General features: G+C 63.5%; 13 protein-coding genes. 3 read left to right on the top strand and 10 right to left on the bottom strand.

The genetic code is table 11. The features are described from left to right. Positions 1-57: 57 nt before the first annotated feature. The 3 genes from ACWHXP_RS15005 to ACWHXP_RS14995 all read left to right on the top strand — a co-directional run bounded on the left by ACWHXP_RS15005 (position 58) and on the right by ACWHXP_RS14995 (position 3,787). The gene (locus ACWHXP_RS15005) at positions 58-678 is read left to right on the top strand and encodes a glutathione S-transferase family protein (protein WP_489635663.1); all 621 of its coding nucleotides are present in this window, start codon (positions 58-60) and stop codon (positions 676-678) included. Positions 679-740: 62 nt separating this feature from the next. Beyond that, on the top strand, positions 741-2,804 hold the full coding sequence (locus ACWHXP_RS15000; protein WP_489635664.1) for a 2Fe-2S iron-sulfur cluster-binding protein: 2,064 nt from the start codon (positions 741-743) through the stop codon (positions 2,802-2,804). 92 nt (positions 2,805-2,896) lie between these two features. After that, positions 2,897-3,787, top strand: coding sequence for a LysR family transcriptional regulator (locus ACWHXP_RS14995; RefSeq protein WP_121044290.1), 891 nt, complete (start codon positions 2,897-2,899; stop codon positions 3,785-3,787). Between the two features lie 12 nt (positions 3,788-3,799). On the opposite strand, the gene ACWHXP_RS14990 is transcribed toward ACWHXP_RS14995, so the two are convergent. From ACWHXP_RS14990 to ACWHXP_RS14945, 10 genes are all read right to left on the bottom strand, one after another. Continuing rightward, the gene (locus ACWHXP_RS14990; protein ID WP_121044287.1) at positions 3,800-4,537 is read right to left on the bottom strand and encodes a type 1 glutamine amidotransferase; all 738 of its coding nucleotides are present in this window, start codon (positions 4,535-4,537) and stop codon (positions 3,800-3,802) included. Between the two features lie 304 nt (positions 4,538-4,841). Further along, positions 4,842-5,816 (bottom strand): LysR family transcriptional regulator, encoded by a 975-nt coding sequence (locus ACWHXP_RS14985; RefSeq protein WP_259434282.1) that lies wholly within the window; start codon positions 5,814-5,816, stop codon positions 4,842-4,844. A gap of 31 nt (positions 5,817-5,847) precedes the next feature. Further along, the gene (locus ACWHXP_RS14980; RefSeq protein WP_489635665.1) at positions 5,848-6,867 is read right to left on the bottom strand and encodes a histone deacetylase family protein; all 1,020 of its coding nucleotides are present in this window, start codon (positions 6,865-6,867) and stop codon (positions 5,848-5,850) included. Then, a complete protein-coding gene (locus ACWHXP_RS14975; protein WP_489635666.1) occupies positions 6,867-8,201 on the bottom strand; it encodes an MFS transporter in 1,335 nt (444 codons plus the stop codon). Before ACWHXP_RS14975 ends, ACWHXP_RS14980 begins: the two co-directional genes overlap by 1 nt. A 486-nt stretch (positions 8,202-8,687) precedes the next feature. Beyond that, complete coding sequence (gabD, locus tag ACWHXP_RS14970) at positions 8,688-10,145, bottom strand: NADP-dependent succinate-semialdehyde dehydrogenase (RefSeq protein ID WP_489635667.1); 1,458 nt, start codon at positions 10,143-10,145, stop codon at positions 8,688-8,690. Positions 10,146-10,177: 32 nt separating this feature from the next. Then, a complete protein-coding gene (locus ACWHXP_RS14965) occupies positions 10,178-11,011 on the bottom strand; it encodes an ABC transporter permease (protein WP_034341087.1) in 834 nt (277 codons plus the stop codon). A gap of 27 nt (positions 11,012-11,038) precedes the next feature. Continuing rightward, the gene (locus ACWHXP_RS14960) at positions 11,039-12,322 is read right to left on the bottom strand and encodes an ABC transporter permease (protein ID WP_121044281.1); all 1,284 of its coding nucleotides are present in this window, start codon (positions 12,320-12,322) and stop codon (positions 11,039-11,041) included. A gap of 83 nt (positions 12,323-12,405) precedes the next feature. After that, entirely contained in the window at positions 12,406-13,449 is a 1,044-nt protein-coding gene (locus ACWHXP_RS14955) for an ABC transporter substrate-binding protein (RefSeq protein WP_121044277.1), read from the bottom strand. A 169-nt stretch (positions 13,450-13,618) separates the two neighbouring features. Further along, positions 13,619-14,758, bottom strand: a complete 1,140-nt coding sequence (locus ACWHXP_RS14950) for an ABC transporter ATP-binding protein (protein WP_227022807.1) — start codon at positions 14,756-14,758, stop codon at positions 13,619-13,621. 83 nt (positions 14,759-14,841) lie between these two features. Continuing rightward, positions 14,842-16,122, bottom strand: a complete 1,281-nt coding sequence (locus ACWHXP_RS14945; protein WP_039789038.1) for a 4-aminobutyrate--2-oxoglutarate transaminase — start codon at positions 16,120-16,122, stop codon at positions 14,842-14,844. Positions 16,123-16,138: the final 16 nt, after the last annotated feature.

Raw genomic sequence — 16,138 nt, 5'->3', positions numbered from 1 at the left:
CTGGCATCACGGTCAAGGAACACTCCATGACCGACCCAACCCACCAGGAGCCCTCCCATGAAGATCCATCATTTCTCCCTCTCCGGCCACGCTCATCGCGCCGTCCTGTTCGCTTCGCTGCTGGGCCTGGAGGCCGAGCTGATTCACATGGACCTGGCCGCTGGCGCCCACAAGCAGCCGGCCTTCCTCGCCTTGAACCCTTTCGGCCAGGTGCCGGTGCTGGAAGATGGGGATGTCGTCATCGCCGACTCCAACGCCATCCTGGTCTACCTGGCAAAGAAGGCGGGCCGCACCGACTGGCTGCCCGAGGATGCCCAGGGTGCCGCCAACGTGCAGCGCTGGCTGTCGGTGGCCGCTGGTGAGCTGGCCTATGGTCCGGCTGCCGCACGCCTCATTACCGTGTTCGGCGCCCGTTTCAATCCGGAAGAAGTGATCCAGCGCGCCCACCTGCTGCTGGGTCGCATGGAACAGCATCTGGCAAACCGCGCATGGCTGGCCGCCGATCACCCGACCATCGCCGATGTGGCTGTCTACAGCTATCTGGTGGCGGCACCCGAAGGCAATGTCGACCTGAGCGGCTACCCGTCGGTGCTGCGCCTGCTGCAAGGGATCGAGGCCCTGCCGGGCTTTGTGCCCTTCCCGAGGACGGCGGCGGGTCTGCGCGCGGCGCAGGTCTGAGTTTTCCAATAGTCAGGTCATCCCGCGCCGCGTGTTTGCAGTTTCTTTTCGAGAGGTCCGCCATGAGTGCATCCCCCAAGTCCCCCGTCTGGCATGCCGGCGAGAAGCAGCTGCAAGCGCAATTCGGCGTGGCCGACAAGATGGAATCCGTAGGCCAGCGCGTGATACGCGACTTCATGCCCGAGCAGCACCGCGATTTCTACGGCCAGCTGCCCTTCATCGTGCTGGGCAGTGTCGATCCGTCGGGCGATGCATGGGCGACGTTCCTCGAAGGCCATCCCGGCTTCCTGGCCTCGCCGGCGCCGGCCCAGCTGGACATGCGCGCCCATCCCGCGCCCGAAGACCCGGCCGCCGCTGGCATGGCCGCAGGCGCGCCGGTCGGCCTGCTGGGCATCGAGATGCACACGCGCCGCCGCAATCGCATGAATGGTGTGCTTGCACCGCTGGCCGACGGATGGCGCGTGCAGGTGGACCAGAGCTTCGGCAATTGCCCGCGCTACATCCAGCTGCGCGACTATTCCTTTGCCCGTGAGCCTGCCGAAGCGCACACCGGGCAGGCCGAGACGCTGTCCACGCTGGACGCACCGGCCCTGGCCCTGATCGCCGGCGCCGATGCCTTCTTCGTGGCGACCTATGCCGACCAGGAAGGGCGGCGCCAGGTGGATGTCTCCCATCGTGGCGGCAAGCCGGGGTTCGTGCGGGTCGATGAAGCGGGCGTGCTGACCGTGCCGGACTTCAACGGCAACTTGTTCTTTTCGACCCTGGGCAACATCGTGCTCAACGGCCGTGCGGGTTTGCTTTTTGTGGACTATGCCTCGGGCGATGTCTTGCAGATGACCGGGCAGGCCGAGGTGATCCTCGACTCCCCCGAGATCGCCGCCTTCGAGGGCGCTGAGCGCCTGTGGACCTTCCGCCCGCAGCGCATCGTGCGCCGCCGTGCGGCACTGGCCTTGCGCTGGGCATTCCAGGAGCATGCGTTTTCATCGTATGCGCTGATGACGGGCGACTGGCAGCAAGCCGGGGAGCGCCTGCGCGCACGGTCTCTGGCGGGCCAATGGCGTAGCCTGAAAGTGGCGCGCATCGTGCAGGAGAGCGACACCATCCGCTCCTTCCATCTGGTCGCCGACGATGGGGCCGGGCTGCTGCCGGCACTGCCGGGGCAGCATCTGCCGATCCGCGTGCAGACCGAAGCCGGGGCTGCGCCGCTGATCCGGACCTACACCTTGTCGTCGGCACCGCATGAAGCGCACTACCGCATCAGCGTCAAGCGCGAGGGCGTGGTGTCGCAATACCTGCATGCGCAGTTGCGCGAGGGTGATCGCATCGAGGCGCGCGCCCCGGCGGGAGACTTCACGCTCGATACCGCCACGGACAGACCGGTGGTGCTGCTGGCCGGTGGCGTCGGCATTACACCGATGATGGCCATGCTGCGCCATATCGTTCAGGAAGGATTGCGTCGCCTGCGCATGCGCCCGGCCATCTTGTTTCATGCCGCACGCACGCTGGGCGAGCGCGCCTTCGACGCCGAGCTGGCCGAGCTGGTGGCGGCCTCGCGCGGTGCGGTGAGACTGGTTCGCGTGCTCAGTGACAGCACCGGCGCGCGTGAGGGCGACGCGTTCGATGCCGCCGGCCGTATCGACATGAACCTGCTCTCGCGCAGCCTGCCGTTTGGCGATTACGAGTTCTACCTGTGCGGTCCGGGCGGCTTCATGCAGGGGCTCTACGACGGCTTGCGCGGCTTCGGCATCAGCGATGAGCGCATCCATGCCGAAGCCTTTGGTCCGGCCTCGCTCGCCCGCACCGGCAACACCGTCGCGGCGGCAGTGCCGCTGGCACCGGTGGCGGACACGGCCGTCCCGGTGATCTTCATGGAAAGTCTCAAGGAAGCCCGCTGGACGCCGGATTCCGGCAGCTTGCTGGAGCTGGCCGAAGCGCGCGGCCTGTCGCCGGAGTTCAGTTGCCGCGAAGGCCACTGCGGGAGTTGCCGCACTCGCTTGCTCGCTGGCGAGGTGACTTACCTCAAGCCACCGCAGGCCAGTGTGGGCGAAGGTGAAGTACTGCTGTGCTGTGCGCGCCCGGCCAAGCCCTCCGGAACCGATGCACCGCGCCTGGAACTGGCGCTGTGAGGGTGATATGAAGGCCCTGGCAAGTCCTCCGTCCTGATGCCGCTGAAGAGGGCATAATGCGACCTTCTCCGACAGGCAGGGAAGGAAGGCACATGGACCGATGGCTGGCAATGCGAATCTTCGTGCAAGTGGCCGAGACTGCCAGTTTCGCCAAGGCGGCGCGGCAGATGCAGTTGAGTGCGCCGGTGGTCACCCGCACCGTGGCGGGGCTGGAAGAACTGGTCGGTGCGCGGCTGCTGGTACGCACCACGCGTTCGGTCAAGACCACTGAAGCCGGGGCGCGCTATCTGGAAGACTGCCGTCGCATCCTCGCTGAAATCGCCGAAGCCGAAGCGGCTGCGGCCGGCCATTACGACCAGCCCTCGGGCACGCTGTCGGTGACGGCGGCCTTGCTGTTCGGACAGTTGCATGTGCTGCCCATCGTTACCGAATATCTCGATCTCTATCCGGGCATGCGGGCGCGCACTTTCTTCGTGGATCGCCCGGTCAACATCGTGGAAGAGGGCATGGATGTGGCGGTGCGCATCGGCCATCTGCCTGATTCGGGATTCACGGCCATCCAGGTCGGTTCGGTCAGCCGCGTGATCTGTGCCTCGCCCGACTATCTGCGCCAGCATGGCACGCCGGCTGCACCCGCCGATCTCAAGCAGCATCGCATCGTCACGTCCACCAGCGCCTGGGCTTCGCCGGAGTGGCGCTTTGCCGACGGCCAGCGTGTGGTGGTCGATGCAGCGCTGCAGACCAATACCAATGAAGCCGCCATCAGTACCGCCCGCCAGGGCTGGGGATTGACGCGCGTGCTGGCCTATCAGGTGGCGGCCGACTTGCAGGCCGGGCGCTTGCAGCGGGTCATGCGCGAATTCGAAGAGCCGCCGCTGCCGATCCACGTGCTCTATCCGGAAGGGCGGCGCTCACCGGCCAAAGTGCGGGCCTTCATTGACCTGGCGGTGAGCCGCCTGCGGGCGCATCCTGCGTTCCACTGAGCGCAGCCGGGTTCATCCGTAATACGCAGGGTTGCGTACCGAAATACGCAGGGGGCGGTCCAACTGTCGCGTCCACGCTGCGTAGGTCTGGTCAGCGACCAGGCGCAGAGCGGCGATGCGTTCGGGCAGATGATCGAGGATCTGTGCCTGGCTTTGCGCAGCCGGGCCGTGTGCGCACAGCAGTTCGTCGCGTCCGGCCGCACACCAGTTGCGCACGCTCTCTTCGGTCACTTCCAGATGGCCCTGGAAACCCCATTGCTTGCCGCGCATGAATCCCTTGTTGAGGCAATGGCTGCCATACATGGTGCGCACCGCGCCGGTGGGAATTTCAAAGGTGTCGTAATGCCAGTTGAAGATGGTGACCTGGCGTGCCAGTCCCATGCGCTGCTGTGCCGGCGGCGTGACCCAGACCGGGCTCCAGCCGATGTTGGCGCAGAGGTTGCGGCTGACCTGCGCCCCCATGGCACGGGCCAGCAGCTGGGCACCGAAGCAGTGGCCCAGCACCGGCACGTCGCGGGCCAGGGCATCTTGCAGGAGGGCGTGTTCGGCGTGGATCCAGGGCAGGTCTTCATTGACGCTGTGGTCGCTGCCCAGCGTGACGATGCCGGAAAACTGGCTGGCATCGCGCGGGGCGTCGCCTTCTGCGGCGGGATGGAACAGGCGATAGGGCAGGGCGTGTTGTTCCAGATGATCCAGCAGGACCCCGGGGCCCTGTGTGCTTTCATGCTGGAGGATGGCGATCGGTCTCATAAACGAGGGACGGGCTTGGGCCGGTCCGTAGTGGAGGAGACGTCAATGTAGGATGGGGGGCGTAAAAATCTGGTTGTATTTTTGGTTGAATGTGTAAACGCCAGGTAAAGCGCTTGGCGCTTGGCGACGAACAATCGGCCACTGCTGTGTTGAGATGTTTTTATTTAAAAGAGCAAAATTGCTCTTTTAAAGAAATAATCGACTCAAACACGATGAAAAGAGCAATTTCGCTCTTTTAGCTTGAATGCCAAGGTGTCAGCAAGCGCAAGACAACGTGCTCCTGAGCAGGCTCATCGTCATCCGTTCACGCCGTCCTCACCTCCAGCGGCACCCGCTGGAGGAATCGCTCGAAGGACGACAGAAAAGCTTGTTCCGGCGCAGACAGCTTGCGCCCTCCATGCCAGGTCAGGAAGACGTCGATCTCGGCCACCGGCCCGCCCAGTGGAAGCACCTTCAACTGGCCATCGGCCACGTCCGGTCCGATCAGGTGCTCGGGCAGGAAACTCAGACCGATGCCGGCGATCACCAGGCGACGGATCTCTTCCACGTGCGGCGAGGTGGCCGCAATATGGCCGGTAAACCCCTGCTGATCCCGGAAGACTGTGAGCGGCGAGAGGGTATCGCCCAGCTGGTCGCTGGCAAAACAGACGAAATTCTGCACCAGCAGTTCAGCCATGCTGACACTGCGTTGGGCAAACAGCGGATGATGCCGTCCGCACACCAGCACATAGCGATGCCGCAGGAACAGCCGCCGTTCCAGTTTATCCACCGGCTTGCGGCACAGACACAAGCCCAGTCCGCTGCTGCCCTTGGCCAGGGTGTCGAGAATGGCGGCGCTCTGCATGACATCGATCCGGAATTCCACGCGCGGATAGCGACGATGGAATCGCGCCAGGAAATCGTCATACGCCGTGCTCTGCACCCGGCTCATCAGCAGCAGGCGCAGCGTGCCCGCCACATCCTCGCCAGCATGGCCGGCAGCGACCTCGATGCGCGCTACCATGCCATACATCTCGCGGGCCACGGCATAGATTTCCTCTCCCAACGGGGTCAGGCGGAATTCGCCATGGCGCCGGTGCAGCAGCACGCCCCCCAGATTGTCTTCCAGGCGCCGCAGCGCCTGACTGACCGCCGGCTGGCTCAGGCAGAGTGTGCTGGCGGCGCGGCCGACGCCGCGCTCCTGCACCACGAACATGAAGGTGCGCAACAGATTCCAGTCCATGCGTTCGGAGGAGAACGCGGGCAGGGGCGGGCGCAGGCTGGCGGGATCGTGGCGCATGAGGGGCTCGGCGAAGGGAGATCGTAAGGATTCAAGCGGACTCCAGTCCGGCAAAGAAGCGCGCCGCGTTATCCTGCAATCCGGCTAGATAGTAACCGCCTTCCTGCACCACCAGCGTGGGCAAGCCCAATGCGCCGACCTCGCGCCCCAGCCGCTCGAACCCGGCACTGCTCACGCCCACCACGGCCTGCGGGTCTTTCTCGAAGATATCGAAGCCCAGCGCCAGCACCAGTACCTCCGGCTGATACAGCGCAATGGCGCGGCAAGCCTGCGCCAGCCGCGCGAAGAACACCGCTTCGGGCGAGCCGTGCGGCATGGGCAGATTGAGGTTGTAGCCCAGGCCCTCGCCGCTGCCGCGTTCCTCTTCGAAACCCGCCACTGCGGGATAGAAATTCTCCGGGTCGCCGTGGATCGAGATGTACATCACGTCACGCCGTGCGTAAAAGATTTCCTGGATGCCCTGGCCGTGATGCATGTCGGTATCGAGGATCAGGACGCGGCGATGTTTTTCACTCAGCATCTGGGCGGCGATGGCAGCATTGTTCAGATAGCAGAACCCGCCGGCCGCTTCGCGCCGCGCATGGTGGCCGGGTGGGCGGCACAGCGCATAGGCACGGCGTTCGCCCTCCAGTAGCGCTTGCGCGCCGGCCATGGCGCACTGCGCCGACCAGTAAGCCGATTGCCAGGTATGCGGCCCTACCGGACAGCTGTCATCGGCCAGGTAGCGTGCCGCCTTGGCCAGCACGCCGCGCAGCGGATTGGGTTCGCGCACGAAGACGTTGGAGACCACTTCCTGGCCCCAGTCATCAGGCAAGGCCATCCACTGCGCATGCGCCTCCTGCAGGAATTGCAGATAGTCCAGCGCGTGTACGGCGCTGATGGCGGACGCTCCCGCATCCGGTGGTGCCTGTACCGCAAAGCCAAGATGCGTGGCCTGGGCGGCCAGTTCGTCCAGCCGTTCCGGCACTTCCTGCGGTATGCGCATCTTGCCGCGCGAGAAGTAGCTCTGCGGGTGGTGCAGCTTTTGTGCGGGATGGTAAAAAGTTTTCATCAGCTCTCCTGCACGTGTAGACGATCAGACATGGACATGGCGCGATCCCGGCCCAGCCGCGCCACGCACAGCATCGACAGCAGCGAGATACATGAGAACAGCAGCGCCAGCGGCCACCACTGGCCCCGGAACTGTTCGGCCAGGACCGTGCCCAGGAGGGGTGTGAGGCCGCCGAAGATGGCGCCCGAAACCTGGTAGGCCATGGAGATGCCGGTATAGCGGATCCGCGTCGGGAAGGTTTCGCTGATGAAGCCGGCGATGACTGCGTAATAAGCACCGATGAAGAGGATGGCGATGGCGACCCCGGCCGTGACGCTGACCAGCGAACCGAGATCGACCAGCGAGAACATGGCAAAGGGCGAGACGACCGAGAGCGCGGCCATCGTCACCAGGAAACGGTGATTGCCCCACAGCCGCGCCAGATGGGCGGCTACAGGCGTGATGAAGAATTGCATCACCGATACCAGCAGCAAGCCGTTCAATACCAGCGCCCGCTCCAGATGCAGGTATTGGGTGGTATAGACCAACATGAAGGTATTGGTAAAGTAGAAGCCCGCGATTCCGAGTACGTTGGCACCGACGGCCAGCATCAGCAGCCCGGGCGCACCGCGCAACACTTCGGCCAGGGGAGGGGCGCTTTCTGCTTCGGCGGCGGCAGGTGTACTGGCGCGCCGTCGCTGTTCGTCCAAAAAATCCGGCGACTCCTGCACCGAGAGCCGGATCGCAAAACCGACCGCCAGCAGCAGCGCGCTCATCAGGAAGGGAATGCGCCAGCCCCAGTCGAGGAAGGCGGCATTGTCCAAGCTGCTCACCAGTTTGAACATGAGCGTGGCCAGGATCAGCCCGGCCGGACTGCCCAGCTGCGCGAAGGAGGCCAGGAAGGTGCGGCGGCTTTGGTCCGGCGAATGTTCACTGGCCATGAGTACGGCACCGCCCCATTCGCCGCCCACCGCGATGCCCTGGATGAAGCGCAGGGCCACCAGGGCGATGGGTGCCCAGATGCCGATGCTGGCATAGGTCGGCAGCAGTCCGATGAGTACCGTGACCGTGCCCATCATCAGGAGCGTGATGACCAGCGATTTCTTGCGGCCTGCGCGGTCGCCGATATAGCCGAACACAGCACCCCCCAGCGGCCGCGCCAGGAAGCCCACGGCGAAGGTGCCGAAGGAAGCCAGCGTTCCGTAGAAGCCGCTGGTCGTGGGAAAGAACAGTTTGCCGAACACCAGGGCGGAGGCCGTGGCATAGATGTAGAAGTCGTACCATTCGATCATGGTGCCGACGAAGGCCGCCAGCGAGGCGCGTACGGGCTGGTGACGTGATGCTGCGGTATGCATGGTTCAGTCTCCCGAGGGGTTGTCGAGGTGAGGGGGAACTGAAGTTATACGACTGCCGCGCTCATAAGAAAAATTAGCTTTTTGAATCCTTTATATTCGGAATTCTTATCTATTGTTTTGATGCCCTGTTTTTTTAATTCAGCCGCAGGGATGATTGGGGCATAGTTGACCCGGAAGCGAACAGTGACGATTCGATGATGAGGAAAAAATGCGCCCCCAAGACGAGACCAAATCCAACACGAAAACCGATGTACCCATCGGAGACGCCTACTCCGCGAGCAAGGAGCAATCATGCTCTCCAGACGTGCGTACGACAAACCAGCGCCGTCTTGCACCATTGGAGATACTCAATGGAAGTGTATTGCGCTATGACGACCCGATCAGTTCCTTGTTTGACGACTAGCGGCCGTTCGCAATCAACCCCAAAAAAAACCGGCCGCTATCGCGGCCGGATTGACTTCGTTGATCAGTACCACATCGGGATAATCAAATCCCCCCCATACACAAATACTTCACGACCAGGTAATCATCAATCCCGAAGTGCGACCCTTCGCGCCCCAGTCCCGACTGCTTGACGCCGCCGAACGGTGCGACTTCATTGGAGATCAGCCCGGTATTGATGCCCACCATGCCCGACTCCAGCCCTTCGGCCACACGCCAGATGCGGCCGATGTCGCGTGAATAGAAATAGCTGGCCAGCCCGAATTCGGTATCGTTGGCCAGGGCCACCGCTTCCTCATCAGTCTTGAAACGGAACAGCGGCGCCATCGGACCAAAGGTCTCTTCGCGGGCCACCTGCATGGCCGGCGTCACATCGGCCAGCACGGTCGGCTCGAAGAAGCTGTGGCCCAGCGCATGGCGCTTGCCGCCCAGCAGCACGCGGGCTCCCTTGCTGACCGCATCGGCGATATGCTGCTCCACCTTCTTGACGGCCTGCTCGTTGATCAGCGGACCTTGCGTCACGCCGTTCTCCATGCCATCACCGACCTTCAGTTTCTTGACCGCTTCCACCAGCTTGGCAGCGAAGGCGTCATACACCCCATCCTGCACGTAGAGCCGGTTGGCGCACACGCAGGTCTGGCCGGCATTGCGGTACTTGGAGGCAATCGCACCTTCCACGGCGGCATCCAGGTCGGCATCGTCAAAGACGATGAAGGGTGCATTGCCGCCCAGTTCCAGCGAGAGCTTCTTGATGCTGGATGCACTCTGTTCCATCAGCAGCTTGCCCACGCCCGTGGAACCGGTGAAGCTGATCTTGCGCACGATGGGGTTGGAGGTCATCTCGCCGCCGATGTCCTTGGCGCTGCCGGTGACCACGCTGAACACGCCTGCCGGAATGCCGGCGCGTTCGCCCAGCACGGCCAGCGCCAGTGCCGAGAAGGGCGTGGCTTCAGCGGGTTTCAAGACCATCGGGCAGCCGGCGGCCAGTGCCGGACCGGCCTTGCGAGTAATCATTGCAGCTGGGAAATTCCACGGCGTGATCGCCGCGCAGACGCCAATGGCTTCCTTGATGACCACGATGCGGTTCGACGGCGAGGGCGAAGGAATGGTATCGCCATAGGTGCGCTTGCCTTCCTCGGCAAACCATTCGATGAAGGAGGCGGCGTAGCCGATCTCGCCCTTGGCTTCGGCCAGGGGCTTGCCCTGCTCGGCCGTCATGATCAGCGCCAGGTCGTCGGCATTGGCCATCATCAGCTCATACCAGCGGCGCAGGATGACGCTGCGTTCCTTGGCGGTCTTTTTCTTCCAGGCGGGCCAGGCGGCGTTGGCGGCTTCGATGGCGCGGCGGGTCTCGGCCGCACCCATCATGGGCACGCTGCCCAGCAGGCTGCCGTTGGCCGGGTTGTAGACCTCGTGCTTGCCAGCGTGGTCGGCATCGCACCACTGGCCGTTGAGATAGGCCTGCTGGCGCAGCAGGGAAGGATCTTTGAGTTGTTGCAGCATGTCAGGTCTCCGTAAAAGTGGGGGGAGCAGGCTCAGAAGCGCGCGGCCGCCTTGTTGCGCCCGCGCAGCCATTCCAGGGCCAGCAGCAGGCAGGTCGAAAACAGAATCAGGATCGTCGCCAGGGCGGCGATGGTCGGGCTGATGTTGTCCTTGATGCCGGCAAACATCTGGCGCGGCAAGGTGGCTTGCTCAGGCCCGGCCACGAACAAGGTCAGAACCACTTCGTCGAAAGAAGTTGCAAAAGCGAACAAAGCCCCCGAGATCAGGCCCGGCGCGATCACCGGCAAGGTGATGCGGAAGAAAGTACGCAGCGGACTGGCGCCCAGGCTCAGGCTGGCCCGCACCAGGTTGTGATTGAAGCCCTGCAGCGTGGCCAGCACCGTCGTGACCACGAAAGGCGCACCCAGCGCGGCATGCGCCAGGATCAGGCCGAGGTAGCTGTCGGACAGGCCGATACGGGCAAAGAACAGATACACCCCCACGCCGACCACCACCACCGGCACGATCATGGGCGAGATCAGGATTGCCATCAGGATGCCCTTGCCACGGAAGTCCGACTTGTTCAGGCCGACGGCGGCCAGCGTGCCCAGTACGGTTGCGATGACGGTCGCGGCCGGTGCCACGATGAAACTGTTCTTGGCGGCACGCACCCATTCATCGGAGCTGAACAGGTTCTCGTACCAGCGCAGCGAGAAGCCCTTGATGGGATACATGAGGAAACTGCTGTCAGAGAACGACAGCGGGATCATCACCAGGATGGGCGAGAGCAGGAACAGCAGCACCAGCAGGTTGAAGCCGCGCGAGGCAAAGAACCAGGCGCGTTCCACCAGCGAGGTGTAGGGCGGGAAGAGAGGCGGTTTGTTCATGGCGTACTCCTTGGATTCTTCAATGACTCAGCTGATGCCCACATCGACCTTGGCAAAGCGGCGATAGACGCCATACAGCACCAGGGTCGCCGCCAGCAGCAGGGCACCCAGCGCGCAGGCCATGCCCCAGTTGATGGTGGTGTTGATGAAGTAGGCGATGAAGTAGCTCACCATCTGTTCATTCGGTCCGCCCAGCAGCGCCGGGGTGATGTAGTAGCCGCCGGCCATGATGAAAACCAGCAGCACACCCGCACCGATGCCCGGATAAGTCTGCGGCACATACACGCGCCAGAAGGCGGCGAAGGGATGGCTGCCCAGCGAGACGGCGGCCTTCAGGTAAGTGGGCGGCACCGATTTCATGACGCTGTAGAGCGGCAGGATCATGAAGGGCAGGAGGATGTGCGTCATGGAGATATAGACCCCGACGCGATTGAATACCAGCTCCAGCGGCGACTGCGTGAGACCGGCCAGCATCAGCGCCTTGTTCACCAGTCCTTCGGATTGCAGCAGCACGATCCACGCGGCCACGCGCACCAGGATCGAGGTCCAGAAGGGAATCAGCACCAGGATCATCAACAGGTTGGCGCGGCGCTCCTGCATGGTGGAGAGCCAGTAGGCCAGCGGATAGGCCAGCAGCAGGGTAATGAGGGTGACCACCGCGCTCATCCACAGCGTGCGGCCGAAGATGGTGCGGTAGATCGCCGATTCAGGGGCGGCCGCTTCGATGTCGCCGAAGACGTTCTGGCGCAGGTCCAGCGATGCCAGCAGATAGTAGGGGGAATAGACCGAGCCGTTCTGGGCGATCACGCGCCACACGTCCGGCTGGCCCCATTGTGCATTGAGGGCGATGATGGCCTCGCGCGCGGCGGCGGGGCTCAAGGCTTTGCCATCGGCATCGCGCAGCGGCATGGCACGCGCCGTGCCCATCACCAGCGAGCGCGAACCGGACAGTTCGATATTGAGACGGCGCGCCAGGTTGCCGGCGGTGGTGTCTTCCTTGGCACGGGCCAGATCTTCCGCGAGCGCTGAAAACGCCTGATCGGGCAGAGCTGACTTGCGATCCCACTTCGACAGCACCGCCACGGTCTGCGGCAAGGTGGCGGCCACTTCCGGATTCTCGATGGCGCGCTGCAGGAGGGCCACGATGGGGGCCACGAAGGTCAGCAGCAGGAAGATCGCCAGCGGCGCGATCAGGGCCAGCGCACCCAGGCGTTTGCGGGTCTGGGCGGCGCGCAGTTCGCGCTTGAGTTGCTGCGGATCAGGTTCGGCCAGGGGCATGGCGGCGGCGGAGCGGGTGGCGATGGTGGTCATGTCTCGGGTGTCCGGTGGCAGCGGAATTCAAGGCAGCGATCCCGCCGGTGAGAGCGGGATCGCTGTCGTTACGGCGTGCAGGCTTACTTGGCGATCCAGGCAGCGAAGCGCTGTTCCAGCTCTTCACCGTGGTCGGTCCAGAACTGCAGGCTCAACTGCACCGCATCCTTGGCATTGGCCGGCGAGGTCGGCAGGTTGCCCAGGGTCTTGGCGTCCAGCAGCTTCAAGGCAGCCTTGTTGACCGGGCCGTAGGCGATGTTGTTGGCGTAGACCTTCTGGTTTTCCGGCTGGCTGACGAAGTTGATGAACTTCTCGGCCAGTGCCTTGTTCGGCGAACCCTTCGGGATCACCCAGTAATCCAGGGTGTAGACGCTGCCGGCCCACACCACCTTCAGGTTCTTGCCTTCGCGCTGGGCGGCATCGATGCGGCCGTTGTAGGCGTTGGCCATGACCACGTCACCCGAGGCCAGGAACTGCGCCGGCAGGGCGCCGGCATCCCACCACTGGATGTTGGGTTTCAGTTGATCCAGCTTCTTGAAGGCGCGATCCACGCCTTCCTTGGTGGCCAGGACCTTGTAGACATCCTTGGTCGGCACGCCATCGGCCATGAGTGCGAACTCCAGGTTGTACTGGGCGCTCTTCTTCATGCCGCGCTTGCCGGGGTATTTCTTGGTATCCCAGAAATCGGCCCAGCCGGTCGGTGCGGTCTTGAGCTTGTCGGCGTTGTAGGCCAGCACGGTGGACCAGACGAAGGCACCCATGCCGCATTCGCTGACGGTGGCTTCGGGGATGTAGTCGTCCTTCTTGATGGTCTTGGCCAGGTCGAGCTTTTCGATCAGGCCATCATCACAGGCGCGGGTCAGGTCGCCGCCGTCGATTTCCACCACGTCCCAGCTGACCTTCCTGGTCTCGACCATGGCCTTGACCTTGGCCAGTTCGCCGTTGAATTCGGCGGTCACGACCTTGGTGCCGGTGCTCTTCTGGAAGGGCTCGACGTAGGCCACCTTCTGGGCGTTGCCATTGGCACCGCCGAAGTTGACCAGGGTCAGTTCCGCGGCGGAAGCCGCGCCGGAAAACAGCAGGCCCAGGAAGAGCGGGGACAGCAGGGCAGGTGTCAGGCGTTTCATTGTTGTTCCTCGTTGGTTATCGTGCGTGTTGACTGTGTTGAACTAAGGTAGAGCCGAGCGGCAATCTGAGTTGCCTCGCTCATCAAGCGGTACTGCTGAACATCAGGTGCGACAAAAGAACAAAAACGGAATAACTCAAAAAACCAAGTAAACGGGGAGTGTGGAGAAATCAGAGGAAGCAGCGCAGACGATCCTGCGCCACATGCAGGACCACGCTGCTGCCCTCGCTCAGTCCCGCCAGTGCCGGGTCGGAGAGGGAGAGCTTGACGAAGCAGTCTTCCTGCCCCGTCACCGTGCAGCGCACGCGCACGTGATCCCCAAAATAGATCAGCCCGGCGATGGTGGCGCGGATGCTGTTGGGTTCGGCACTGCCGCCTGCGGCCAGGCGGATGCGTTCCGGGCGCACGCAGGCGGTGATGCTTTGTCCGGCATGGGCGCGATGCACGTTCAGGCCGGTCACCACCGTGCCATCGGCCAGGCGCACCGTACAGTGTTCGCCCTGGACCGATTCCACGCTGCCCTTGAGACGGTTGTTGTCGCCGATGAAGTTGGCGACGAATTGATTGTCGGGATATTCGTAGAGCTCGGTGACCGGGGCCAGTTGCTGGATCACGCCCTGGTCGAAGACGGCCACGCGGTCCGACATGGTGAGCGCTTCGCTCTGGTCGTGGGTGACGTAGACGAAGGTCACGCCCAGGCGCTTGTGCAGGGCCTTCAGTTCGAGCTGCATGTGTTCGCGCAATTGCTTGTCGAGCGCGCCCAGCGGTTCATCCATCAGCACCAGTTGCGGATCGAACACCAGCGTGCGCGCCAGCGCCACGCGCTGCTGCTGGCCACCCGAGAGCTGGGTCGGATAACGGTCACCGAATTTGCCCATCTGCACCATGTCCAGCGCCTGCTTGACCTTGGCTTCGCGGGTGGCGCGATCCATCTTGCGCACCGACAGCGGATAGGCCACGTTCTGCGCGATGGTCATGTGCGGGAACAGCGCATAGTTCTGGAACACCATGCCGATGTTGCGCTTGTGCGGTGGCACGCGATTGAGCAACTGGCCATCGAGGCGGATCTCGCCGCCGGTCGGAAATTCGAAACCGGCCAGCATCATCAGGCAGGTGGTCTTGCCGGAGCCGGACGGACCCAGCAGGGTCAAAAATTCACCGCGACGAATGTCGAGATCCAGATTCTTGACGATCAGGTTTTCGCCATCGTAGGTTTTCTTCACGCCGCAGAACTGCACCAGCACGTCATTGCCGCTGCCGGCGGCCGGCGCGTGTGCTTGCGCCGCTTGCTTCATTGCATAAGCTGCCATCATCGATCCTCTCTTGTACGCGGGGCCGCAGACTTGGTGCGGCCCGTCTTCCCTGTTCTGAAAGCTGCCTTGCAATGCAAGACTCAGGCCAGCTTGATCGCCTTGGCCAGGATGCCCAGCGCCTCATCCATGACGGTATCGGGAATCGTCAGCGGGAACAAGAAGCGGATCACGTTGCCGTAGCTGCCGCAGGAGAGCAGCAGCAAGCCATTGTTCAACGCATGTTGCTGGACCTTCTTGGTGTAGTCCGCATCCGGCTTGCCGGTGACGGGATCGGCAAACTCCACCGCCACCATCGCACCGACACCGCGCACTTCGGCGATCTGCGGCACGGCAGAGCGCAGTTCCTTCAGGTGCTCCTGCAGCTTGTCACCGAGGCGTTGGCCGCGGGCGACCAGCTTTTCTTCTTCCATCACATCCAGCACCGCCAGCGCCGAGGCGACGGCCAGCGGGTTGCCGGCATAGGTGCCGCCCAGGCCGCCAGGGGCGGGCGCATCCATGATCTCGGCGCGGCCGTTGACGGCCGACAGCGGCATGCCACCGGCCAGGCTTTTCGCCATGGTCATCATGTCGGGCAGGACGTCGTAATGTTCCATCGCAAACAATTTACCGGTACGGCCGTAACCGGACTGCACTTCGTCGGCGATCAGCAGGATGCCGTGCTCGTCGCAGATGGCGCGCAGGCCGCGCATGAAGTCGGCCGGGGCAGCATAGAAGCCGCCTTCGCCCTGCACCGGTTCCAGAATGATGGCGGCGACGCGCTTGGCTTCGATGTCGCTCTTGAAGAGGCCGTGGACCGCGTCCAGTGCGTCTTCGGTGGTGATGCCGTGCAGGGCGCTGGGGTAGGGCGCATGGAACACGTCGCCGGGGAAGGGGCCGAAGCCCAGCTTGTAGGGCGCGACCTTGCCGGTGAGCGCCATGCCCATCATGGTCCGGCCATGGAAGCCGCCAGCGAAGGCGATCACGCCGGGACGGCCGGTGTGGGCGCGGGCGATCTTGATGGCGTTTTCCACGGCTTCGGCGCCGGTGGAGAAGAAGGCTGTCTTCTTGGGATAGTTGCCTGGCGTCACCGCATTGATGCGCTCGGCCAGCTCGACATAGCTGGCGTAGGGCACGATCTGGTAGGCGGTGTGGGTGAACTTGTCGAGCTGGGCGCGCATGGCGTCGAGCAGCTTGGGATGGCGGTGGCCGGTGTTGAGGACCGCAATGCCGGCGGCGAAGTCGATGAAGCGACGGCCTTCCACATCCCACAGTTCGGCGTTCGACGCGCGCTCGGCGTAGAAGTCGCACATCACACCCACGCCGCGCGGGGTGGCGGCATTCTTTCGTTGTTGCAGCTCTTGGTTGGTGGCCTTGCTGGTCATGGCTTGCTCCGATCTT

The organism is Herbaspirillum sp. Her2, from assembly GCF_057961375.1.
The sequence above is the reverse complement of the archived record's forward strand: the minus strand, read 5'-3'. Positions and strand labels throughout refer to the sequence as shown.